This is a genomic window from Sorangium sp. So ce448, from assembly GCF_051520915.1.
GTDB lineage: Bacteria > Myxococcota_A > Polyangia > Polyangiales > Polyangiaceae > Sorangium > Sorangium cellulosum_B.
This window is the reverse complement of sequence record NZ_CP150343.1, coordinates 13,103,250-13,127,155: the sequence shown is the minus strand read 5'-3', so window position 1 is coordinate 13,127,155 and position 23,906 is coordinate 13,103,250. Positions and strand designations below refer to the sequence as shown.

The 23,906-nt window shown below is 71.3% G+C and carries 16 protein-coding genes; 5 read left to right on the top strand and 11 right to left on the bottom strand.

Annotation, left to right across the window (positions count from 1 at the left end; translation table 11 throughout):
- Positions 1-221: 221 nt before the first annotated feature.
- A complete protein-coding gene (locus tag WMF45_RS49385; protein WP_437714206.1) occupies positions 222-4,172 on the bottom strand; it encodes a protein kinase domain-containing protein in 3,951 nt (1,316 codons plus the stop codon).
- A 130-nt stretch (positions 4,173-4,302) separates the two neighbouring features.
- Here WMF45_RS49385 and hisC point away from each other — a divergent pair, with 130 nt between their 5' ends.
- The gene (gene hisC, locus WMF45_RS49380; protein WP_437714204.1) at positions 4,303-5,385 is read left to right on the top strand and encodes a histidinol-phosphate transaminase; all 1,083 of its coding nucleotides are present in this window, start codon (positions 4,303-4,305) and stop codon (positions 5,383-5,385) included.
- Positions 5,386-5,401: 16 nt separating this feature from the next.
- Here the strand turns inward: hisC and WMF45_RS49375 are convergent, their stop codons facing one another.
- Positions 5,402-6,139 (bottom strand): hypothetical protein, encoded by a 738-nt coding sequence (locus WMF45_RS49375; RefSeq protein ID WP_437714202.1) that lies wholly within the window; start codon positions 6,137-6,139, stop codon positions 5,402-5,404.
- A gap of 478 nt (positions 6,140-6,617) precedes the next feature.
- Here WMF45_RS49375 and WMF45_RS49370 point away from each other — a divergent pair, with 478 nt between their 5' ends.
- Entirely contained in the window at positions 6,618-7,805 is a 1,188-nt protein-coding gene (locus tag WMF45_RS49370) for a hypothetical protein (protein WP_437714200.1), read from the top strand.
- Here the strand turns inward: WMF45_RS49370 and WMF45_RS49365 are convergent.
- Entirely contained in the window at positions 7,802-8,998 is a 1,197-nt protein-coding gene (locus WMF45_RS49365; RefSeq protein ID WP_437714198.1) for a cytochrome P450, read from the bottom strand. The two genes, WMF45_RS49370 and WMF45_RS49365, sit on opposite strands and share 4 nt — an antisense overlap.
- Positions 8,999-9,040: 42 nt before the next feature.
- Between WMF45_RS49365 and WMF45_RS49360 the strand changes: the two genes are divergently transcribed.
- Together WMF45_RS49360 and WMF45_RS49355 are read left to right on the top strand one after the other, a co-directional pair.
- Positions 9,041-9,787 (top strand): helix-turn-helix domain-containing protein, encoded by a 747-nt coding sequence (locus WMF45_RS49360; protein WP_437714196.1) that lies wholly within the window; start codon positions 9,041-9,043, stop codon positions 9,785-9,787.
- 100 nt (positions 9,788-9,887) lie between these two features.
- Positions 9,888-11,060, top strand: coding sequence for an aminotransferase class V-fold PLP-dependent enzyme (locus tag WMF45_RS49355; RefSeq protein WP_437714194.1), 1,173 nt, complete (start codon positions 9,888-9,890; stop codon positions 11,058-11,060).
- Here the strand turns inward: WMF45_RS49355 and WMF45_RS49350 are convergent.
- The 5 genes from WMF45_RS49350 to WMF45_RS49330 all read right to left on the bottom strand — a co-directional run bounded on the left by WMF45_RS49350 (position 11,057) and on the right by WMF45_RS49330 (position 19,815).
- On the bottom strand, positions 11,057-12,313 hold the full coding sequence (locus WMF45_RS49350) for a phosphatase domain-containing protein (protein WP_437714192.1): 1,257 nt from the start codon (positions 12,311-12,313) through the stop codon (positions 11,057-11,059). The genes WMF45_RS49355 and WMF45_RS49350 overlap by 4 nt on opposite strands.
- Before the next feature lie 194 nt (positions 12,314-12,507).
- Complete coding sequence (locus tag WMF45_RS49345; RefSeq protein ID WP_437714190.1) at positions 12,508-13,848, bottom strand: PAS domain-containing protein; 1,341 nt, start codon at positions 13,846-13,848, stop codon at positions 12,508-12,510.
- 457 nt (positions 13,849-14,305) lie between these two features.
- Positions 14,306-15,715 carry a c-type cytochrome gene (locus tag WMF45_RS49340; RefSeq protein WP_437714188.1) on the bottom strand — a complete coding sequence of 470 codons (1,410 nt, stop codon included), beginning with the start codon at positions 15,713-15,715 and terminating at the stop codon, positions 14,306-14,308.
- A complete protein-coding gene (locus WMF45_RS49335) occupies positions 15,712-18,060 on the bottom strand; it encodes a PKD domain-containing protein (protein ID WP_437714186.1) in 2,349 nt (782 codons plus the stop codon). Before WMF45_RS49335 ends, WMF45_RS49340 begins: the two co-directional genes overlap by 4 nt.
- Positions 18,061-18,063: 3 nt before the next feature.
- Positions 18,064-19,815: an Ig-like domain-containing protein gene (locus WMF45_RS49330; protein ID WP_437714184.1), complete on the bottom strand. Its 1,752-nt coding sequence runs from the start codon at positions 19,813-19,815 to the stop codon at positions 18,064-18,066.
- Between the two features lie 386 nt (positions 19,816-20,201).
- On the opposite strand from WMF45_RS49330, the gene WMF45_RS49325 reads away from it, so the two are divergent.
- Positions 20,202-21,503, top strand: coding sequence for a glycoside hydrolase family 43 protein (locus WMF45_RS49325; protein WP_437714182.1), 1,302 nt, complete (start codon positions 20,202-20,204; stop codon positions 21,501-21,503).
- Positions 21,504-21,601: 98 nt separating this feature from the next.
- Here WMF45_RS49325 and WMF45_RS49320 read toward each other — a convergent pair whose 3' ends face one another.
- The 3 genes from WMF45_RS49320 to WMF45_RS49310 all read right to left on the bottom strand — a co-directional run bounded on the left by WMF45_RS49320 (position 21,602) and on the right by WMF45_RS49310 (position 23,729).
- Positions 21,602-22,573, bottom strand: coding sequence for a hypothetical protein (locus WMF45_RS49320; RefSeq protein WP_437714180.1), 972 nt, complete (start codon positions 22,571-22,573; stop codon positions 21,602-21,604).
- Positions 22,570-23,160: an RNA polymerase sigma factor gene (locus WMF45_RS49315; RefSeq protein ID WP_437714179.1), complete on the bottom strand. Its 591-nt coding sequence runs from the start codon at positions 23,158-23,160 to the stop codon at positions 22,570-22,572. Before WMF45_RS49315 ends, WMF45_RS49320 begins: the two co-directional genes overlap by 4 nt.
- 329 nt (positions 23,161-23,489) lie before the next feature.
- Positions 23,490-23,729: a helix-turn-helix transcriptional regulator gene (locus WMF45_RS49310; protein ID WP_437547733.1), complete on the bottom strand. Its 240-nt coding sequence runs from the start codon at positions 23,727-23,729 to the stop codon at positions 23,490-23,492.
- Positions 23,730-23,906: the final 177 nt, after the last annotated feature.

The window sequence follows — 23,906 nt, the reverse complement described above, 5'->3', positions numbered from 1 at the left end:
CCACCCACATGTTGCGCACGCCACGCCACCCGCGGCCACGATTGGTTACCGCGGAGATGGCGTGAGTGAACTCCTCATGACAGCCGCGCGGCTCAGCTCGATCCGCTCACCGCCGCGCGGTGACACGCGCGCTGCGCCCCCCCCTCGCCGCCCACCGGCGCAGCCGGGCGGGCCAGCACACATGAGCTCTTCCGTCCGCAGCGCGGCCGCGACTCGGCGCCTCACTGCAGCGTCGGCTCCGCTTCTTGCTGCCAGAGCGCCGCCAGCGCGAACGTCTTGGCGTTCTCCGGCACGGCCTGGCAAAAGCTCTGCCGCCGCGCCGGGTCCTGAATCCATTGCGCCCGCGCGACGAGCCGCTGCATCGCCACCGTGATCGCCTCGCGCGCCGCCTCGTGGTGGCCGCAGGCGCGGAGCGACTCGGCATACACGAGCCGGATCTGCGCCTCGCCCTCCTCGGTCCCGCCGACCGACACGAGCAGCCCGAGCCCGCGCCGGGCCGCCTCGAGCGCGTCCTCTGCCCGGCCCTGCTCGAGCAGCACCCGCGCGCGCACCGAGAGCGCGTGCGCCTGGAGCGTCGGCACGTGCGCCAGCATCGCCACGGCCGCGCCCGCCTCGTTGTCCGCCGCGTCGAGGTCGCCGAGCCGCGTCAGGATCGCCGCGAGGTACGCCCGCGAGCGCGCCTCCTGCCGCCGGTTCGCCTGCGCCACGAAGGCGTCCATCGCCTCGGCCGTGGCCGCGCGCGCCGCGCCGAGGTCGCCCTGCTGGATCCAGAGCAGGCCCTGGTTCTGCTTGGCGAACGCCGCCACGTTGTAGAGCCCGAGCCTCCCCGCCTCCGCGAGCGCGTCGCGCAGCTCGGCCTCGGCGCGGCCGTAGACCCCGAGCTGGAGCAGGCAGTGCGCCGCGTTCACGCGGCTCAGGCACGCGTTCCTGAGGTCGCCTGTCTGGAGGTAGGCGGGGATGCTCTGCTCCGTGCACGCGAGCGACGCCGCGGGGTCGCCGTAGCAGAGCGCCCGCGACGCCCGGAGCGCGTGGATGCGCGCGGCCACCGCCGCGTCGCGCTCGGCGAGCGGCACCGCCACCCGGGAGAGCTCCTGCACGATCTCCTCCGCCGCGGCGTACTGGCCCCCGTGCAGGAGCGACCCGGCGATGCGCGCCAGCGCGCTCACGGAGGCGCCGGTCGCCTCCGCGACGTCGACCCACGAGCCGCGGTCCCCGCTGCCCGGGCCGGCCCCCCGGAGCTCCTCGACGAGATCCGCGAGCCGGTCGCCCATGCCGAGGCGCACCCGCATCGACGCGGCCTCCCCGGCCGCCGCGTACCAGAGCGCGCTCTTCCGGGGGAAGCCCCGCATCGCCATGACGGCGCACCGCTCGGCCTGGGAGGCTTCGCCGAGCCACTTGTGCGCCTCGGCCTGGACGAGGCGCAGCGCCGCGAAGAACTCCCCGTCCACGTCGGCGCTCGCGGCCCCCTGCTCGGCGCGCTGGATCGCGGCGCGGAAGTCGTTCGCCCCGAGCGCCTGCTCCGCCGCGCGCCGGAACCAGATGACCGCGCGCTCCGCGTCGCCGCCGCGCTCGAAGTGGTCCGCCAGGAGCGCCGCGTCGCGCTCGCCGGCCGCGTCCAGCCACTCGCCGGCGAGCAGGTGGCCGAGCGCGCGATCCTCGTCCGTGAGCGTCGCGTACGCCGCCTCGCGCACGAGCGCGTGCCGGAACGCGTACTCGTGCTCGCTCCGGAACTTGCCCTCGCCCCGCCGCGCGATGAGCTCGCGATCGACGAGCACCGCGAGCCACCCGTCCACCTGGGGGGCGCGGCGCTCGCCGCCGAGCAGCGCCATCAGCCCCCCGCGCCAGAACTTCTGGCCGAACACGCTCGCGGCCCGGAGCACCCGCCGCGCCTCGCCGTCGAGCGACTCGAGGCGGGCCTGCACCATCGACAGCACCGTCTCGGGGAGCGCCTCGGTCCGGCCCGAGGCGGCCGCGCGGATGAGCTCTTCCAGGTAGAACGCGTTGCCCCCGGCCCGCTCGCACAGGCGCGCGCACAGGTCGGGCGTCACGGCGTCGCCGAGCACCTCGCGCACGAGCCGCTCGCTCCCCCGCCGCCCGATCTCGCGCAGCCGGAGCTCCTGGACGCCGCGCGAGACCCACACCTTCGGGAAGACGGTCTCCACCTCCGGCCGCGCCAGCGCGAGCACCATGAGCGGCTGGTCGCGGAGCGCGAGGGCCGCGTCGATGAGCTTCACCGTGGGCACGTCGCCCCACTGGAGGTCCTCGAGCACGAGGAGCACCGGCTCGGCCCGGCACTCGGCGAGCACGAAGTCCTCGAAGGCGCGGCGGATCTGGTCGCCCATGAGCATCGGGTCGCTCCGCGCGGCGCGCAGCTCCACCCGGCCCTCGTCGGAGAAGCGGATCCGCGCCACCTCGCCGAGGAACTCGGTCACGCGGTCGAGGTCGGCGCCGCTCACGTACCGGCCCACGCGGGCGCGGAGGCGCTGCTCGCGGACCTCCTGCGGCTCGCCGCCCGAGAGCCCGGCCTCGCGGCGGAGCATCTGGCGCAGCATCCCGAAGGGCGAGCCGGCGCTCATCGGGTCGGCGTGGCCGAGCCAGACCTGCACCCGCTCCTTGCGCTCCTCGACGCGGCGCAGAAACTCGTAGCGCAGCCGGCTCTTGCCGAGCCCCGCGGGCGCCGTGATGAGCACCGCGCGCGCGGTCGGCTCGGAGAGGCACTCGTCGAGCACGGCGTCGAGGATGGCGAGCTCGTGGTCGCGCCCCACGAACGGCGTCGTGCGCCCGAGCAGCGTCCGCGCGGCCTCGACGAGATCGCGCTCGGCGCGGAGCACGAGGCCGGTCGCGTCGCCGCCGACCTCGAAGCGGGCGTCGAGCAGGCCGGCCATCACCTCGTCGAGGCGGATCGACCCGCCGTCGGCGCGGTCGAGCAGCCGCACGGCGCGGTCGATGGTGGGCCCCATCGGGAGCTGGTCGTCGGCGGAGCCGCGGCCGGCGACCAGCGCCATCTGCACGCCGGGCAGGAGGTCCCGCACCTCGAGCGCGCACCGCGCCGCGCGCGCGGCCTGGTCCGTGATGAGGCCGCGCCCCTCGAGGGTGATGAGCAGGAGCCCGTCGCTCGACGTTGGCAGCGTCTGGAGCGCCCCGCCGAAGCGCGACGCCACGCGCTTCACCTCGTCCTCCGGGACGGTGCGCGCGAGGGGCATCGTCATCGGGAGCGTCATCGGCATGGTGGGCCCCTGCCACGACGGGACCTCCGGCGCGCCCATGCGCGCGAGCATCAGGCACAGCGTGCGCCGCTCGCCGGTCGTGAGCGCGCTCGCGCGCCGGCTCGCGGGCGCGGGCGGGGTGCTCTTGATCTCGCCGACGCGGAGCAGCTCGAGGGCCACGGCGGCGCCGTTCGCGGGCCGCTCCGCCGGGGCCTTGGCGAGCATGCGCGCCACCGCGATGTCGACGTTCTCGGGGATGTCGGCGCGCAGGTCGCGGAGGCGCGGCGCCTCGTCGAGCACGACGCGGAGGAGGGCGGTGTGGATGTCGTCGCCGACGAACGGCGGGCGCCCGGTGAGGCAGTGGAACAGGACGCAGCCGAGCGCGAACACGTCGGCCTGGGTGCCGACGTCGCGCTCGCCGCGCGCCTGCTCCGGCGCCATGTAGAACGGCGTGCCCATCACGACGCCCGTCATCGTGAGCGGAGCCAGCGACGTGAGGCGGGCGATGCCGAAGTCGAGGAGCTTGACCTGCTCGACCGACTTGTCGACGAGGTACAGGTTGCTCGGCTTGAGGTCGCGGTGGACGACGTTGTGGCGGTGCGCCTCGGCGAGCGCCTCGGCGACCCGGAGGCCGAGCGTGACGCTCTCGGCGATGGTGAGCCCGCGCCGGCGCAGCCGGTCGCCGAGGCTCTCGCCCTCGAGCCACTCGAGCGCGAGCCAGGGCTCGCCGCTCTCCGTGGCGCCCTGCGCGATGTACCGGACGATGCCGGGGTGACGCAGCTCGGCGAGCACCTGCGCCTCGCGCGCGAAGCGCTCGCCGTGCTCGAGGCCGCGGCCCGACATGACCTTGAGCGCCGCCGTCTCGCCCGTGTGCCGGTCGAGGGCGCGGTAGACGGAGCCCATCCCGCCCGACCCGGCGAGGCGCTCGATCAAGAAGCGGTCGGCGACGATGTCCCCGGGTTTCATCGGGACGGCGAGTATCACACGGAGCCCCGTGGGAGAGGCCAGATCCCGGCAACTCCCGGCGACGAACCCGCGGCAGGGCGCCGGCGAGCCGGCTCACGCCCCACGGCCGAGGTGTGATAGGGTGCGCGCTATGTCTGCGCTAGTTCTGCCCTCCGTCGAGCTGCTTTCGCCGTACGAGACCGGGAAGCCGCTCGATGAGCTCGCGCGCGAGCTCGGCGTGACGGACGCCGTGAAGCTCGCCTCGAACGAGAACCCGCTCGGCCCGAGCCCGCGCGCCCTCGAGGCGGCGCGCCGGGCGCTCGAGAGCGTGCACCTCTACCCGGACGGGGCGGCCTACCGGCTGCGCGAGCGGCTCGCGGCGGTCCACGGCGTCAGGATGGAGGAGATCGTCCAGGGAAACGGCTCGAACGAGCTGCTCGACCTGATCGTGCACACCTTCGCGACGCCCGGGTCGCACATCGTGTTCGCCGACCCGGCCTTCGTCGTCTACAGGCTCGCCGCGCTCGCCTACGGCGTCCCGTTCACGGCCGTGCCGCTGCGCGACCAGCGGCACGATCTCGAGGCCATGGCCGCGGCCGTCACGCCGAAGACGCGGCTCCTGTTCATCGCGAACCCGAACAACCCGACGGGCACACACGTGGGCCGCGCCGCCGTCGAGCGCCTGCTCAGGGAGCTCCCGCCCGAGGTGATCGTGGTCATGGACGAGGCGTACATCCAGTACACGGACGCGCCGGACTTCCCGGACTCCCTGCGCCTCCGCGGGCTCCGCGAGCGGCTGCTCGTGCTCCGCACGTTCTCGAAGATCTACGGCCTGGCGGGCTTCCGCGTCGGCTACGCCGTGGGCCCGGTTCAGCTCATCGACTACCTGAACCGGGTGCGCGCGCCGTTCAACGTGAGCGCGCTGGCGCAGGCGGCCGCCGTCGCGGCGCTCGACGACGCCGAGCACGTCGAGAAGAGCCGCGCGCTGAACCTCCGCGAGCGCGACCGGCTCACGCGCGAGCTCACGCAGCTCGGGCTGTCGGTGGCGCCGAGCCAGGCGAACTTCGTGCTCGTGGACGTCGGGCGGCCGGCGCGCGCCGTGTACGACGCCTTGCTCCGGAAGGGCGTCATCGTGCGGCCCTTCGGCAACCTGCCGACCAGCCTTCGGGTGACCATCGGCACCGAGCGCGAGAACCAGCGATTCCTCGACAGCCTGTCCGCAGTGCTGGCCTGACCCGGCGAGCGGCGCGCTACCAGCGCCTCGCCTCAGGCGGCGCGCAGCCCACTGCGGCGCGCAGCATGCCGCCGAGGCGCAGCGGCACGAGCGCGATGAGCTCGCGCTCCTCCGCAGCGCCGGGGCGCGCCGAGAGAAAATAGCGCAGCGACGGGTTCTCGTGGACGTGCAGGAAGTCGCAGCCGCCCGCCGGCTCGACCGCCGTCTGCCCGACCTCGAAGACGAACGGGCTACCTCGATCGTTCGCCTCCGGGTCGAACGAAGAGGCGAGCCTGGACATGAGCTCGTCCGCGCCCTCCGGCGGGCTCGTGCGCGCGATATCGACGAAGCGCGAGAACAGCGCATAGCTCGACGGGTGAGCCACCGAGCACAGGCAAAACACGGGTCGACCCGGGTGGGCGAGCATGTACCGGATCAGGCGCAAAAGGACGTGGCGGAGGACGTCATCGTCGCCGACGTGCTCGCCGAGCGCCCCGGACTCGCCGCGGAAGATCGCGATCTGCGCGCCGGAGGGCTCCGGATCCATGATCTGAACGGCGAAATAGCCGGTGATCTGGCCGCCGGCGCCCCTCTGGACCACGACGGCGCCGTGCTCCGCGCCAGCGTCGATGACGTGGGTGGCGAAGCTCTTCTCCCGCTGCGCGCCCTCGAAGATCACGCGGCGTAAGCCATAGAGCTCGTCGATGAGGCGCTGTCTCTGATCCGGCGACATCTCACGTGGAACAAGAACCTCGACGGCGGTCTGGTCTTTCATCGAATCCTCCATGCCTGCCCATCCCCACGCCAGCCTCGGCGGCGGGACGGCGGTCCGCCGGGCGCCGTCAGCGTCGTTCATGCGATCGGCGCCGGCGCCATCAGCGCGAACACCTCCAGCAATGGTGGTGCCACCGGTGCGAGGAGCGGCGATGACGCCACGGTCCTCCCCTCATCTCCGGCCGTGCGCCACGCACGACGCGCCAGCCCGGCCCGGGCGTGCTCGTCGGCGCGGCGGCGCGACGAACCTGACGGTCTATCGCGGCGCGTCTGCCTGCTTCGCCGGACCGCACAGCAGGACGGGTGAGGCCGGCGGGCATCAGCCCCGCAGGCATCAGGAACGCTGGAGGACCACGCGACCGGGCCATCCATGCAACGAGACGCTCGCGGCGCGCCGCCCTCGACGCCTCGTGACATGCGGCCGCGAGCGCGATTGCCCGCTGGCAAGCGGTGCTTTACGGTCGCGCTCGATGAACCGCATGCGTCGAGCCCGCCTCTCCCGCCTTCCTTCCGCGCTCGCGCTTGCCTGCGGTGCCCTGCTCGCCTGCGCCGCGTGCTCCGGCAGCGGCGGCGCGCCGGTCAAGGCGCCGGCCACAGCGCAGGGCGAGGCGCCCGCGCCCGCGGCGCAGGGCGAGGCGCCCATCGCGCCGACCCAGGCCTCGCCCGGGCCCGCAGCGCCCTCGACCGACTTCCTGGGCAAGCGGCCGGCCACCTCGCTGCTCTCGGGTCGCCTCGCGGTGCGGCTGCCCGAGGGAGCGCGGCTCGAGGCGCGCGCGCACTCGGTCATGGCCGCGGCGGAGCCGGACGAAGAGGAGACCCGCGTGGTGCTCGACGCCGGCGATGAGCGCTTCGTGATGATGGCCTCCGAGCTCTTCGCGCTTGGCGGCAAGGACCCCGAAAGCGGCGTTCGCGCCGCGGTGGCCGCGGACTTCCCCGGGGGCAGCGCCACGGTGGAGCCGCTCCGCCTGTCCGACGAGCAGCTCAGGGCCTGGGCCGTGTTCCCTGGAAGCACGAATCGCGGCAGCGTCGCGATCCCGGTGCTCGGCCTGTACGTCCTGCACCCGGACGGCTTCGTTCAGAGGCTCGCCTTCTACGTCAATCCTCCTGCCGCGAAGGCCGCGGCGGGCTGCAGCGGGCTCGCGGCCGGCGCGGGCGATCTGCCAGAGGCGCCCGGCGAGCTGCCCCGCTGCACGGCCTTCGCGCGCGCGATCGCCGCCACCGTGAGCGCGGGGCCGCGGCGCATCGACGCGGGCGGAGGAGAGCGCCCTCTCAAGGGACAGGGCAGCGAGGACAGCTTCCTCGTGAAGGTCCCGGCAGGCGCGAGCGCCGCCCTGCAGCGCGGCCCGGACTTCACGGTGCACCGCGTGCGATTGCCCGCGGAGCTCGGCGCGCCGCAGTCCGCGATAGGCATCTATGTCGGTGACCACCCGTCGTTCCAGTACAACCAGAACGAGGCGAAGGTGACCCCCACGCGCAGACCAGGCAAGGTGTTCGGAAAGGCGATGAGCTGGCAAGTCTGGCCCATGAGCCCCACACGCGTCATGGCGGAGGCGATCCTTCCGCACCCGAAGATCAAAGGCCTGATGGTGCACCTCTTCGCCGGCGCGGCGAACGACAAGGCGCTCGTGCCGCTGCTCGACGTCGCTGCCTCGCTGCGGGCGCCCTAAGGCCCCGCGCCGCTGCCGAGGCGCGGCCCCGGCGCGAAGCGGATCGGCAGGCGCGTCGGGCCGTGCACGTGGATCGCCCGGCGCGGCTCCCACGGCGCGTCGCTCGCGAGCGTGAGGCCGCCGAGCCGCGCGACGAGATCCGCCAGCGCTACCCTGGCCTCGAGGCGCGAGAGCGGCGCCCCGATACAGAAGTGAATGCCGTGCCCGAACGCGATGTGCGGGTTGGGATCCCGCGCGATGTCGAAGCGGCCAGGCTCGCGAAATTGCTCTGGATCTCGGTTGGCGGAGCCGATCATCGCCAGCACCGCCTTGCCGGCCGGGATCACCTGGCCGTGCACCGCGACAGAGCGCCTCGTCACGCGGAACATCGCCTGGACCGGCGAGCGGTAACGCAGGACCTCCTCGATCGCGGAGGGCAGGAGAGCGGGCTCGGCCCGGAGGCGGGCGAGCTCGTCCGGGTTCTCGAGGAAGCACAGGATGGCATTGCCGATCAGGTTCGTTGTCGTCTCGTGGCCGGCCACGAGGAGGAGCTGGAAGAAGCCCAGGATCTCGTCCTCGTTCAACCGCTCTCCGTCCACCTCGGCCTCGACGAGCCTGGTCAGGAGATCATCCTCCGGCGCCGCCCGCCGCTGCTCGATGAGGCCTCTCAGGTAGGCCTGCATCTCGGCCGTCACCGCGGCGAACTCGTCGAGCGCCCGGGCCGCGTCCTCGCTGCCGGAGACGGTATGACTGAGGTCCAGGATCGCGTCGCTCCAGCGCTTGAACCGCGGCTGGTCCGCCGCCGGGGCGCCGAGCATCTCGGCGATCACCAGGAGGGGGAGCGGGACCGCGTAGTCCTCGGCGACGTCCATCTGGCCGCTCTCGATCGTCCGGTCCAGGAGCTCGCGCGACAGCCGGCGGATGCGCGGCTCGAGCCCCGCGACGGCGCGCGGGGTGAAGGCCCGTGTGACGAGGGCGCGCAGCTTGGTGTGGCGCGGAGGGTCCGAGAAGATGAGCCACTCGGCGGTCCTTGTGCCCGGCGGCGACACGACCGAGCTGAACGCGTCGTGATCGTGGAGCGCCCGCTTCACGCCGTCGTGATCGAAGATCAGCCACGAGTCGGACGGCGGGTAGTGGAGCACGGGAGTACGGCTCCGGAGCTGGTCGTACACGGGGTAAGGGTTTCGGCGCATCTCTTCCGAGAACAGGTTCATCGCTCACCACCTCCAGCGGTGGCCAAGGTAGGATCAGGCGACGTGGGCCGCTTGAACGAATCCCGGATCAGCGCCGTGCTCGCGGACGCCTTCGCGGTGCGCGCCTCGACGGCGATGGGGTCGACCCTCCACGCGGAGCACGGCGCGGCGATCCTGGTGGGGATCGAGCGCGAGGTGACCGTGACCGAGCCGGGCGGCGCGGTCGTGCGCGGGCGCGCGGTCGTGGTGCCCCCCGACCTGTGGCACGCCGCTGTGAGCCCCGGGCCGACGCTCGGGTTCCTGTACGACCCCGAGGCGATGCCGCACGTGGCGGGTTACGCGCGCCTGCGCGGCGGCCCCTGTCCGCTCGAAGGCCGGCTCCTCTCGCGCCTCGAAGGCGCCGTGGCGGCGCACCGCGCGTCCCTGTCGCGCCCCGACGTGCTCGGCGGCCTCGCGCGCGAGGTCGCGTCCTGGCTCGCGAGGGAGTCGCCGCGCGCCTCCCTGGATGGGCGGGTCGCCCGCGTCCTCGAGGCGCTGCGCCATCCGGCGGCGGACCGGCGCCTCGCGGTCTCGCGCGCCGGGGTCTCCGAGGCGCACCTGCAGGCGCTGTTCGTGCGCGACGTGGGGCTGCCGATCCGCACCTTCCAGCTCTGGCGCCGGCTGCTCGCGGCGCTCCTGGCGTTCGCGGGCCTCGACGCGACGGGCGCCGCCCACGCCGCGGGGTTCGCCGATCTGGCGCACTTCTCGCGGACCTGCCGCCGCATGCTCGGCTATTCCCCGAGCGAGCTGCGCGGCGGGCTCATGAAGTAGCCCTCACCGCGCTTCGCCGGCGATCTGCCGCCGGCGGCCGCCGCGATTGACGTGGAGCTGCCCAGCCGGCAGCGTATCGGCCTCTCGAGGAGACGACGTCATGACGATGGATATCGCCGCGCTGCGCCGCGACACCCCGGCCTGCACCAGCGTCCTTCACTTCAACAACGCGGGTTCCTCGCTGCCTCCGGCCGTGGTGGTCGACACGGTGGTCGAGCACCTGCGCCGCGAGGCGACCCTCGGCGGCTACGAGGCCGAGGCGGAGGCGGGCGAGCGGCTCGAGGCGGTCTACGGCACGATCGCCCGGCTGATCGGCGCGGCGCCCGGCGAGATCGCGCTTGTCGAGAACGCCACGCGCGCCTGGGACATGGCGTTCTACTCGCTCCGCTTCGGCCCTGGCGATCGCATCCTGACCGCGCGGACCGAGTACGCCTCGAACTACATCGCGTTCCTGCAGGTCGCGCGGCGCACCGGCGCCGAGATCGTCCCCATCCCGAGCGACGAGCGCGGCGCGGTGTCGCTCTCTGCGCTCGATCGCCTGCTCGACGAGCGGGTCAAGCTGATCGCCATCACCCACGTCCCCACGAACGGAGGGCTTGTCAACCCGGCGGAGGAGATCGGCCGCCGCGCTCGGTCGGCGGGCGTGCCCTTCCTGCTCGATGCCTGCCAGTCGGTCGGGCAGCTGCCGATCGACGTCGAGGCGATCGGCTGCGACTTCCTGTCGGCGACGGGGCGCAAGTACCTTCGCGGACCGCGCGGCACCGGCTTTCTCTATGTCCGGCGCGCGCTGCTCGACCGGCTGGAGCCGCCGTTCCTCGATCTCCACGCGGCCCGCTGGACGGCGCCGGATCGCTACGAGCTGCTGCCCGACGCCCGGCGCTTCGAGAACTGGGAGAGCTATGTCGCCGGCCGGCTCGGGCTCGGCGCGGCCGCGGAGTATGCGCTCCGGCTGGGCCTGCCGGCGATCCGCGACCGCGTAAGTGCGCTGGCCGAGCGCCTGCGCGCGCGGCTCTCCGAGATCCCGGGTGTCACCGTGCGCGACCTCGGCGAGCAGCGCTGCGGCATCGTGACCTTCACCCGGGCCGGCGAGGACGCCACGGCCATCAAGGCGCGGCTCGCCGCGCAGGCGATCCATGTCAGCGTGTCGACCGCCGCCGGGACGCTGCTCGACTTCGAGGATCGCGGGATTCCCGATCTGGTGCGCGCCTCGGTCCATTATTACAACGACGAATCCGAGATCGACCGCTTCGTCGCCGCGCTCGCCGCGGCCTAGCGCGGCCGAGGCAGCGCCTCGTTCAGGCGTGCGACGTCGCGCGCCATCTCGAGGCGGCGCGCCTCCCGGTCCGCCTGCGACGGGAACGCGATCGCGGCGAACGCCACCGTGGCGGCCTCGGCCACGCGCGCCGCGCCCTCGGGACCGACGAGGCCGCGCTCGAGGGCCGTGAGCGCGGCGCCGATGTAGGTATCGAACAGGTGGACGCCCGAGGCCGCGAGCTCCCTGCGCGCCAGATCGGGCGTGGCGACCACGTCGTGAATGAAAACCGCCTTCACCGCCTCCTGCGCGACCTCGAGCATGCGCTGGCCGAAGTGGATATCGCCCTGCCCGCTGTCGCCGACGAAGACGAAATCGTACTCCGGGTACAGCCGCCGGTATTCGAGGAAGTTCTCGAGCTTCTTCTCCGCGATCGTGCGGTTGCCGATGAGGCGGGTGAACGAGCCCGCGAGCACGGTCGCGGTGAGCTGACCGCGCTCGGCGAGCGCCTTGATCGTCGCGTCCTCCACGAGGCCGAGGCGGTCGCCGGGGCGGGCGGTGACGAAGGTCAGATCGCCGGCCCGCCCGGGCACGGGGCCAGGGCCGCGGTCGAGCTCCGCATAGAACTGCAGGACCCCGGGATAGACGGTCTTCTTCGGGTACCGGGCGTCCTTCCAGTTCGCATAGAACGTATCGTCGATATCGGACAGGATCTTCACCTCGCGCACAGAGACGGAACCTGAACCCGAAAGGGAGCCAGACGCCGAGACCGCCTCTCGCGCGAAGTGCGCGAGGATCTCCTCGCGCAGGGAGTCGTCGTCGATATCGTGGTAGAAGAGCTGGTGAAGGTCGCGGTAGCCCCCGCGGCCGTCGAGCGCGTTCTTGAGCCGCGTGACGTCCGCGCCGCGCGTGCCGAGCCAGATGCGGCGCAGCGCCCGCTCGTCGCGGCTGCCCGTCCGGCCGCGCTGCAGCGCCGAGATGAGCGCCGCGCGGGCCGGAATCCCGAGGTCGCCGAGGCGCTCGGCGGTCAGGAGATCGAGCAGCGCCGTGCGGTTGTCGGGGCCGATGAGGCGATCATCGATGTCTCCGAGCAGCGCGGGCAGATCGAGCTGGAGGAGCAGCTGATCGAGCTCGACGGCGGTCGAGCCCGCGAGGATCTCCAGGACCCGCCGCTCGTCGTCCCGATCGGTGTGGGAGGCCATGCGCTGCCGGATCTCGTCGAGCTTCGACAGCACCGACGGGATGGGCGCGTCGGGAGAGGTGTCGATCGTCATGGGGTCCTGACAACGTAACCGATCCGGCGGGCGCTGGTAGTCTCGGCCAGCTCACGCCGGCCGACCACGCGCCTCGCCGGTCGCCCCTCCGGCGACGGCCGCGCGGCAGGCCTACATGGCAATGCCTCAGCGTGGCTCGGCGGTCGAAGGACACGGCTGCCAGGCGGTCCGAGCTCCTGCTCTTTACGACGGATTCAGCCCGCTGACCGCAGGTTCGCCTGGTGGCGGAGGGCGTGCGCGATGCCGCTTTGCAGGGTGCCCAGCGTGGTGATACCGGACAGATCCGCGCCGAGGGTGACCAGCGTCTGCGCCACTTCGGAGCGCACGCCGGTGAGCACCACGCGCGTGCCGAGCAGCTGGGCGGCGCGCGCGGTCCGTGTCAGCGCATCGGCGACGTGCTCGTCGACCGCGCGCACGCCGGTGACGTCCAGGATCGCGGTGTGTGCGCTCTGACTGCTGATGCCGGACAGCAGCGTCTCCATGATCTGCGCTGCGCGCGCGCTGTCGATCGTCCCTACGAGCGGCATCGCGACCACCCGGTCGGCGATCGGGATGAGCGGCGTGGACAGCTCCCGGAGGGCCGCTTGCTGGGCGACGATGATCTTCTCCTGCAGCGCGGCCCGCTCGGCCTCCGCGTGCCTCAGCAAGGTGGTGTTGGTGACAACGCCGCCGAGGCCGATCGGCTCGCCACCTCCGCCGAGGATAGGGAACTTGACGGTGGAGAAATGAATGCTCGTGTCGCCGAGCAGCAGCACCTCTTCGTACTGCATCGCCTTTCCCCCGGCCATCACCTCGTGCTCTTTCGCCACGAGCTGCTCGATGGCCTCGGGGGCCAGGGGGCTCAACTCGCCCTCATCCTTGCCGATGATCTCGCAGACGTGCCTCTGGAGGACCTCCGCGTGAGATCGGTTGACGAAGACGTAGCGCCCGTCGGTGTCCTTGACGAAGATGGAATTGCGCGAGTGATCCAGCAGCTGAAGGAGCAGCTGAAGCCGCCCGAGCAGCACGTGCTCGCTCCACGGTGGCTCGCCGGCGTCCTCGACGATCGCCGCGATCTCACGCGCGCCGCCGCGGTCGTCGCGCAGCACCGCGTGGGTCCACCGGAAGAGGCGCGCCTGCCCGTCTTTCGTCCTGCCCTCGCTCGTGGCCGAGGAGAACCGGTTCTCCGCCCAGTCGAGCAGGAGCGCACGCACCGCGTCCGGGGACACGGGATCTGCGCCCACGAGCTCGGAGAGCCTGCGGCCGACGGCCTCGCCCTCGCTCCAGCCGAAGACACGTTCGGCGCCCTCGTTCCAGCGCGTCACCACGCCATCGGGACGCCAGTGGATCAGCGCCGGCGCCGGCGTGAGCAGCCACGCGAGCGCGCCGCAGGCGGCGTGAGCGTCCGCGCTCACCGCGTCGGGCCGCGCGGCTCCCCCGGCCGCCCCGCCGTTCGACCGCTCCGCCAGCGCGCTCTCCAGCTCCTCGACGCGCGCGTGCAGCGCTGCGATCTCTGCCCTGAGACGCCCGATCTCCCCTAATCCCTCATCTGTCATTCGCTAGGTGCTGGACTGTATCCGGAGCGCGCCCGGGGTGGCAAGGTCGACATCCCCGAAGATGTACGCAAGATCCGTACGCAAGCCCACGACGACGCTGCGAATCGCGACATTCCCCAACCAACCGATGGGACGGGTCCGGGGCTCCGCGGCTCCGATGGTGGATGGGGCCATGCCGTCTCCCTCAGCGCCAGGTCATTCCCAGCTCTTGCGCTGGGGATTCACCCAGGGGGAGATGCACATCACGCAATCATCACCGTAGACATAGTGCTTCCCACCGGTGTCCTTGTAGATCCAGTAACGGAGCCAGGCCACGATCGCCGGCCGCTGTACGCCTCCGTTACGTCACGCCAGCGCGAAGCGGGCAAGGCAATGCAGGTGCTGGAGCGCCCAGATGTGAACGCTCACATTGCCGGCGCCAATCACAAACGGGCGCGCGGCGGTCACGCGGACGGCGCTACTTGGCCAGCTCTTCGATGGCCGCAGCGAGCTCCGCGGGGGGCAGCGCGTCGGCGGCGCGCCACGGCGGCATGCGCAGCGGCGAGGTCGCGGGCTCCTGCAAGCGAAAGATGGCCTTGTCCTTCGTCTCTCGCGACATGCCGTCCAGGTTCTTCACGTTGAACCTGGCGCGGTTCAGCGCCGGGTTCCCGCGACCGTCGTGACAGCGCGAGCAGAGCTGCGTGAGCACGGCGCGCCCGCTCGCCCCCGGCGGCGGCACCAGGCCGAGCTTCACCTTCGCGTCTTCGGAGAAGAGGTTGCGCAGATCGAGCAGGGATTGTCGCGGGGCCGCGCCCGTCACAACGTCGAGGTAGGACCGGGCCCGCTCCGCGCGGAGCGCGGGCTCCGTCACGTCCACGAGCGGGTAAGGCACAGGGATCGAATCACCCGCCAGCGACAAGGCGAACTGCTCCTCCCAGATCGAGCTCGACGAGCCGGCCTTGGCCTCGGCCTCGATGCGCGGGTCGAACGCGTTCGGCTGCGCCGCCTGGCCTTCGGCGACGAGCAACGCCTCGAGCTGCGCGCCGCTGCCCTCGTCGATGGCATTCTGGATGACCGCAATGGGGATGCCGCCGTACTGCGCGTCCACTGCGTGGGCTTCCAGGAACTGCGCCGTGAGCACCCGATCGGACTCGGTCCGCTGCACGAAGCGCTGCGGGAACCAGTGCATCCAGGGGAACTCCAGCTCCTGCATGCGCAAGATCTTCTTCGTGCCATGGCCGCCGGGCTGGTGGCACGAGCGGCAGTCGAACGACGTGTTCTCGACGTCTTCTTCGCTGTAGATGCTGAACGCGGTCCAGCCGTGCTCTATCTCTTCGGTGAGCAGGCTCGCCAGATCGCAGCTGCCGTCGTAATCACACGGTCGCTCGAACGTGAACAGGTAGAAATTGTAGTCGCCTGTCGAGAGGTCGCGGCTCACGATCTCGACGAAGGGCTCGCCGCGGACGAAGCCGAGCGCGGTCATCTCAGCCGGCCTCTCGCGCATCTCGGTCACGCGGGGAAAGACGATGAGTCGCGGATTGACCGCAGAGACGGCGCCCTTCACGAGCGAGGTGGAGTTGCCGGTGAGCGCGAAGGCGCGATCTTCGTCGAGCTTCGCGACGCTGAGCAAGCTGGCGAAGTCGGTGATGTTCGGGCGGGGAGCTTCGCACACCGCCTGCCAGAAGCTGTCGCCTCGCGGCGTCGCGCACAGCGCGCGGTGCTGCGCCTCGCGCGTGGGTAGGCCCGACAGCTCCGGGTCGGGAGCGTTCACGGACGGCAGCGTGTCCCAGTCGGTCGTCGCCTCGTCCGTGGCAGCGCCCCCGCCGATCTCGCCGACGCACGCCGCCAGCAGCAGCGAAGCCAGGCACAGGCTCTGCAGGCGCCTCACGCGGACCTCCCTCGGCGGACGCCGAACGTCATCAACCCCGCCATGAGCGCGAGCGCCAGGAGCGGCGCGTGGCGGTCGCCGCGCCCGCCCGCCGCGCTGCAGCCAAAGAGGCCCTTTTCGCTCGGCTCCTCAACCGCGGTGTCACCCTCGCTCGGCTCCAGGTCGACGGTGCCGTCCAGCTGCTGCACATAGGCGATGAGCTGCCCGAGCTCGGCCTCGCTGAGCCCGCTGATGAAGGCGTGGCGATCGTCGGGGTTGGCCGTGACGAGGACATCGCGCAGCGTCGGCGCGGAGCCGTCGTGCAGGTACGGCGCCGTCTCCCAGACGCCGTTCAAGGTCGGCGTGTCGATGCCGAACAGCGGCTCACCGGCGCGCATACCAGACGACGCCTTCACGGTGCCGACGTCGTGCAGCTTGCCACCCGCGCTGTCGGTCCCGTCGGCCCCCGTGTGGCAGAAGCCGCAACCCAGGCGCCTGAAGATGGCGCGACCCGCGACGCCGTCCTGGGTGAGCGAGCCGTCGGCGTTGCGAAAGGGGCTCGGCCGGTGCGTGTCGAGCGAGCCGATGAACGCCGCCAGCGCGTCGAGCTCGGGGCTCAGGCCAGCCTTCTTGTCGCCGCGCGGCGTGCCGACCGTCCCCACGGCGAGCTGCTCGGCGGTCAGGAAGCCCTTCCCGCCGAACAGGTGGCGGATGTTGTCGTCCGAGTCCTGGATCTCGTCGAAGCTGCCGCTCCAGTTGACGTTGCCGTGGCCCGTGCCGCGCCGCCCCAGCAGCGAGACGGTGTTGCGCAGCCCCTCCCCCGCGCTGCCGAAGTCCCAGACTCGCCCGTCCTCCGCGCCGTCGAAGTGACACGACGCGCAGCTGATGTAGCCCTGGTCGCTCATGCGGATATCGGCCGAGTTGAAGAACAGCTGCTTGCCGCGCAGGACCTGCGGGTCGAGCTTCTCCACGGCGACCGTCGGAATGTCGGCCAGCTTCTTGGTGATGAGGTCGTGCGAGCTGACGATGTCTGCGACGTCGTAGACCGTCACCGTGCGGCTGAGCGACGCGTGCACGAACAGCTTGTTGGTCTCGGTCAGCGCCAGGCCGCGCGGCGCGAAGCCCGCCTCTTTCAGCGCGGTCACGAACTCGCCGGTGTAGGCGTCGCGGACCTCCACCAGGGCCGAGCCGGCGACGCTGATGAACGCGTAGTCGCCCAGCGGCGTGAACACGACCTGGTTCGGCAGGTTGCGATCGTCCAGATCGATGCGCCGCGCGACGTCCTCTGTGCCCTCCGCGAGGTTCAGCAGCGCCACGAGCGGACGTACCGTGTTGTCGTCGGTGAGGTCGAGCCCATCGCGAAATGGACCACGAAAGATGTTGTCCTTCTTGCCCGGCACCCACGCGAACGAGCCGTCGGGCGAGAGCCCCACCGAGAACAGGTAGTTCGGCAGGCCGCGCCCTTGTTGGTCCGTGTCCTCCGTCGTGGTGTCCGCGGCGAGCGCGAAGCGCGTGCTCACCTGGAAGGTCGCCGCGTCGATGCGCGCCACCTCGCCGTGGCTGTCCTCGGAGAGGAAGCGCGTGACGTAGATCTGCGAGCCGTCGTGCGACACCGAGACGCCCCGCGGCGTACCGCCGAGCGAAAGCTCGGCCACGACGGCGCCGCTCGCCACGTCCAGCTTCAGCACCTTGCCGACCGCCATCAGCGTCACATACGCGGCGTCCCCGGTCGGGCTGATCGCGAGGCCCATCGGTTGCGACGCGTACGGCAGCGCGATCTCGCGCTCCACCGAGAGCGACGCGGTATCGAGGATGGAGACGGAGTGCGCATCCCGGTGCAGCACCCACAGCGTGCCTTGCGCGGTGAGCGCGAGCCCGACCGGGCCGCGCGCCACCGGCACCTCCGCGACCTTGGTCAGCGCGCTCGCGTCGAGCACGCTCACGCTGTCGTTCTCGTAATTGGCCGTGTAGACCTTCGCGTTCGGCGGGTCGTACACGAGGTCGGTCGAGCCCGCCGCGCTGCCCGTGACGAGCGGCCGGTGCACCGTGTGCCCGAAGGCGACGCTGGTGAACCCGACATCGTCTTTCACCGTCACGAGCACCGGGTAGTGGCCGGGAGCGGCGTAGGTGTGGACCTGCTGCACGTCATCGACCATGAACTCGGTGCGCGTCTCGTCTCCCATGTCCCAGCGCACCTGAACGGGGCCGACCGCGTCGCCGATCGTCAGGTCGAACGTGACGGCCTCGCCGGCGAGCGAGGGCGCGCGCACGGGGACGCTGGCCGTGACGGCGCGCGCCTCGGCCGGCCAGGCCGCCGCCGCGCAGAGGCCTCCGAGCAGGCCGAGGAGCTTCGGGAGCGAGCGCATGGCTCAGGGACCGGTCGTGAACGTCGACTTGAACTCAGCCGCCATGCCGTTGCCGACGAGATCCTTCATGCCGTCCTTCGGCAGGACGATCTCGTAGGTCGTGTTCGGCATCAGGTCCTCGTCGGGATCGAAGTTGACGATGCCCATGTACAGGCCGAAGCTCCCCTTCAACGGCTGCCCGCCCATCGGCCTTACGATGAAGCTGCCGTTGTGAACCGTGGCGATCTCGACATTGTCGGTGAGGCTGAGGCCGATGCGCGACTTTTTGGACAGCCCCGTCGCTCCGTTCTTCGGCAGCACCGTGTCGACCGCCGGGGGCGTGGTGTCCGGCTCGGTCGAGTGCGCGGCGATGACCATGCCGCGGTAGGGCAGCTCGTCGTCGGCCAGCACCAGCAGGCTGCCGACCGGGATCGAGAACTGGTCGTCGCCGTTCGTGAACTCGAGCCGCCCCCAGACCCGGCTCTCGATCGACATCTTGTGGATGTCGCGCACGTCGATCTTGGAGACGCCGGCGTCCGGCCGCAGGTGACCGAGGAACAGGGTGCCGTCGGAGAAGCTCATGTACTCGGAGCCGGCGGGGTAGCCCTTGGCCCTGAACGCCGAGTCGGGCAGCGTGGCGATGGGTGAATTGGCCGAGCCGATGTCGGTGGGGTCGGTCAGCACGTCCCACACGCGCAGCGGCGACTGCACGTAGATGTGCTTGCCGTACAGACCGCAGATGTAGCTCTTGCTCGGGGTGATGAAGTCGAGCGCGACCGGGTTCATCGGATCGCTGATGTCCATCGTCGCGATGCCGCCGTTGTCCTTGGGCGTCGTGATGACCAGCGTATTGCCCACGGCCCACAGCGGACCGGCGCTCACGCCGCCGAACTGCGAGATCGGGATCTTCTTGACGAACTTCACGTCCTCGGGATCCGCGGCGTCCAGGATGTGCAGGCCCGTGTTGGTGCCGCCGACGTAGATGACGCTGCCCTGCCAGTACATTCCCCAGACGGAGTCGGTGAAGTCCCCGTAGTTGATGCCGGCGAGCTTGACGAGCCTCACGTGACGAGGCGCGCGGGCGTCGGTGACGTCCCAGATGTCGACGCCGGTGCCCGAGGTGGTGACCTGGTAGAACTTGTCGCCATAGCGGCCGAGCGACGTCTGGTGCGACTCCGCCTCGCCGACGCCCTTGGGCCCTCCCCTGGGATCGAAGCCAGGGCTCTGGATGCGCGAGAGCATCTTCGGGTTGGTCGGATCGGCGATGTCGTAGAAGACGATCTCGGCGTTGCCGGCGCCCTGTACGTAGCCGTTGATGACGATCGGCTGGTTCTGGTGATGGCCCGCCTCGAGCGTCGGCGACACCAGGCCGTCTCGCCAGCTGTTGCGCGGCAAGTTGACCTTGTTCGCCGGCATGGGCATGTTCGGAATCTTGCCTTCCGGGGCGGTGATCGTGTCCGGGTCGATTCCGCCCGCGCCGCCGCTTCCGGTCGTGGCGCCTCCCCCCGAGCCGCTCGTGGCGCTGCTGCTCGTGGCCCCGCTGCTCGTGGCGCTGCTGCTCGTGGCCCCGCTGCTGCTCGTGGCCCCGCTGCTCGTGGCTCCTGCCGCCGGCGTCGGGGCTGCGCCGCCGCTGCCCACCACCACGGACGAGGTGTCACCGGAGCTGCCGCCGTCATTTCCTTCCGGTGAGTTGAGGTCCCCGCCGGAGCACGCCGCGAGCAGGGCGGCCAACGAAGGAAAGCCGAGCCAACGCAGTCCCATCCTCGTCGAACGCATGCCTGACCTCTTCTGTAGCGTATGAGTCATGATAAGTGGCCATCCCAACGGAAGGTGGAGCCCACAGCCCCCACCGCGATCGCGCGGGCACACGGGCACACGGGTACACGAACGCGCGACGCGCCCCCTGAAATGAATCGGTTAAGACGAAGTCGAATGTGAACGTTCACATTTCGAATGTCAAGCGCGATCGGCCGTACGCGCTTTGACGCGATCCGGCAGCTTGACCCTGCAGGCCAAGAATCGCCGGATTTCGATTGACGCTATAAATGTGAACGTTCACATTCGATGGCCGGATACTGGACGTCCGAACGGTGCAGCTTGGCGTGGTGGGGCTCACCGTCGCCATGGTCGTCGTGTTGGACAGGCTGATGAGGAGGTGCTCGATGGACTACGCTCGTTCGAAGCGGATTGCTGGTCTTCTACTTTGGGCATGGCTCGGGGCTTGCGACGGTGGTGCGGAGAAGCCGGACACGGCGGCCTCTGGCCCAGGAACGTCGTCATCGAGCTCCAGCAATAGCTCGAGCAGCAGCGGCGCAGGCGGCAGCGGCGGTGAGGGCGTCAGCAGTGGCACGGTGGGCAGCGGCGGCGCGACGGGCAGCGGCGGCGCGACGGGCAGCGGCGGCGCAGGCGGCAGCGGCGGCGCGGAACACGGCGGCGGCGGCGCAGGCAGCACGCCGCCCCCGACAGAGTTCGACAATCCCATCATCAAGTACGATGCGCCAGATCCGACCAGCGGCCCCGGAGATTACATCTTCACCGCGGACGGCGCGGCCATGGCGTGGAACAACAAGGTCTACCTCTATACCGGCCATGACGAGCAGGCCGAGGGTGCAGAGGGCTACCGCATGTTCGACTGGCGGCTCTGGACATCGTCCGACATGATCCACTGGGAGAACAAGGGCGCGGTGATGCGCTACAATGTGTTCTCCTGGGCTCGCGGCGGCGACTCGACGGGCAACGCCAATGCGGGTCAGGTGGTCGAACGCGACGACGAGGACGGCAACCCGAAGTTCTACTTCTACGCGCCGGTGGAGGGCGGCCAGTCCGGCTACGGGATCTCGATCGGTGTCGCGGTCGCGGACAAGCCGGAAGGGCCGTTCAAGGACGCACGGGGGATCCCGCTCATCTTCCTGGCCGACACCGACGGCACGGCGGACCATTCGTGGCGGAACCTCGATCCGACGGTGCTCGTCGACGACGACGGCCGGGCCTACATGTACTGGGGAAATGGTGTCTTGTACTGGGTCGAGCTCGAGGACGACATGATCCACCTGAAGGGTGAGACCTACACGACCGACGGCAGCGGGAAGATGCAGAACCGCAGCATCGGCGGCGCCCAGATTCACGTGCTCAAGAACATCCCCAGCTACACCGAGGCGCCTTATCTGTCCAAGCACGGCGGCCTCTATTACTTGACGTACGCTTCGGGGTTCCCGGAGAGCATCTCCTACGCGACCAGCTCGTCACCGGAGGGGCCGTGGCAGCATCGAGGCGTCATCCTGGATCCGGTGCCGAACAGCAGCACCATCCACCAGTCGCTCTTCGAGTTCAAAGGGGCCAGCTACCTCACGTACCACAACGCCGCGCTGCCGACCGGAGGTAGCTATCGGCGATCCACGTGCGTCGATCGCGCCTACTACAACGACGACGGGACGATCCGGAAGATCGTCCCGACACACAGGTGATTTGCACGGCGCCAGGGGAGCATCGGCGAGGGCCGGGTGACGCGTGCTCGCGCGTGGGCGCGGTCGTTCGCCACGCCATGGCGATGCCTCTTTTCGTATCAATCTGCGGGTCCGTTCTTCCTCCGCTGCACGGCTCCTTTGCTCGTGTCGAGCCCGGCGGCCGACTCGACGCGATCGGCGTGAGGGCTGCCCGGGTGTGCCTCGAGGAAGCGCCGCGCCGCCGCGTGTGCGCCCGCGCGATCCCCCTTGCTCGCCAGCGCCTCGACGCGGATCGCGGCGGCCTCGTCGGAGAGCTGAGCGCTGGGGAACTCGCGCGCGTGGCGAGCCAGGAGCGCGAGGGCGGCCGCCGGATCGCCGCGTCGCAGCGCGCGCCGCGCGGTGTCGAGCAGCGCCAGCTCGGCGGCCAGCGTCGGCGCGTTCCTCTCGCGTGCGCGCGGGCTGTTCACCGCCGTGGCGGCAGGAGCCGTGACGGCGGGCGCGGCCAGGAGCGGAGCGTCGTCCGTTCGCCTTTCCGGGACGCGCTCGTGCAGCTCCGACTCGGCCGCGCCAGGCGCGCGCGGCGCGGCGAGCGCAGCCGGCGCGCTGGACGCCTCCTGAACGCGCCTCGCGGGCATCGGCGCGTCGACGTGCGTCCATTCCGCGACCCCGAGCGTGAGGACCCCCGCGAGCGCGCCGATCCCGAGCGCGCTCAAGATCCCGCTCCCGCCCGCCACACTCGCCACCTTCAGCGCGGCGCTCGCCCCCGCCGCGGCCGCGCCCCCCGTCGCGGCCGCGCCCCCCGCCCCCGCGGACGCGCCCCCTGCCGCGCCCGCGCCCCCCGTTCCCACCGCGGTCGCGCCCCCTGCCGCGCCCGCGCCCCCCGCCCCCGCGGTCGCGCCCCCTGCCGCACCCGCGCCCCCCGTCCCCGCCACGGCCGCGCCCCCCGTCCCCGTCACGGCGGCCCCGACGCCGACCGCGACGAGCATTCGCCGGGTCAAGCCGCTCGGCGGACTCTCGTCGAGCGCCGCGCGGAGGAGCGTCGTTCGCAGCGCACTCCCCTTCTCGTCCAGAAGGCGCTCGGGCTCGGTCATGGCGATTCACCTCGGAAATGGGCCCGCGCCTCTATCCGCCTCACGGCGGCCTGGAAGTGCTCGCGCGCCCGGCGAAGGCGAGACGCGACCGTGCCTGCCGGAAGATCGAGCAGCGCCGCGATGTTCGCCGTCGTCATCTGCTCCAGCTCGAACAGCACGAAGACAGCTCGCTGCTCCAGGGGCATCGTGTCGAGGATGGCATCGAGCATCGCGCGGGCGCGGGCGCGATCCATCATCTCCTCGGGGTCCGGCGCCGGGTCGACGCGCTCGCAGGGCGCTTCCTCCAGCACCTCCCGGCGCCGCTGCTGGGTCCTCCGCGCGCGCGAGGCGATCCGCAGCGCCGTGCTGAACAGGAACGCGGCCTCCCGGCCCGATTCGATGTCCCCGAGCCGCCGGGCCGCCACGAGGAAGACCTGCTGCGCCGCGTCCTCCGCGTCGGCGCGCGGCACGCCGAGCCGCACCAGCGAGCGCCAGACGAACGCCGAATGCTCCATCACCAGCCCGGTGAGGCGCCCGGCCGCCGCCCGGCTGTCGGGCGGAACTGCGGCGGGGAGCTGCATCAGGGTCAGCGCTTCACCACGGCTCACGCCTTGTGCAATCTCCGGATCGAGGCGACTCGATCACAAAATCGACAGGCCAGCACGGAGCTGCAGCACCCGGTGACCGCGGGCGCTTCGTGAATGAGCTGCGCCGAGCGTTCGAACAAGCATGAACGCCGGATGAGCGGAAATTGCGGTCCTTGGTGCACGTCGACCCGCACAAGCGCGCTGGGCGCGGGCTCCGCGCGCCGCATGCGCGTCACTTCACGCGTGGAGCACGACCGCGCGCGCAGCGCCTTCGTCGTCGCCGGAGCTCGTGGTCACGACGACGCTCTCTTTCTCGTGCCCTTGCTCGACACAGGCAAGCACCGTTGTTCTCAACCCCGCTCGCCCGGCGCGTCACCTTTCCACTGAAAGACGTGCTCGAGCGGCACGCCGAAGGCCGCCGCGATGCGGAAGGCGACCTCGAGGGAGGGCGAGTAGCGGCCCTGCTCGATGGCGACGATGGTTTGACGGGTGACGCCGACCTTCTCGGCCAGCTCCGCCTGGGTCATCTCGCCCGCATGAAACCTCAGCGTGCGGATGACGTTGGTGATCCGAGGTTGCCCCTTGCCCATGCCGCGTTCCGGCGCCCGCTCCGCTGCCGCGCTGGTTCGAGGTGCCGGCGATCCCTCGATGGATCGCCGGAACCTCGGACCAGGTAACTGACCGGCGAACCAATGTCAAATTTTTCATACATAAAGTCGCAATTAATAAACATGAAGTCCGGTTTATGCGACATCGGAGTGCTCGCC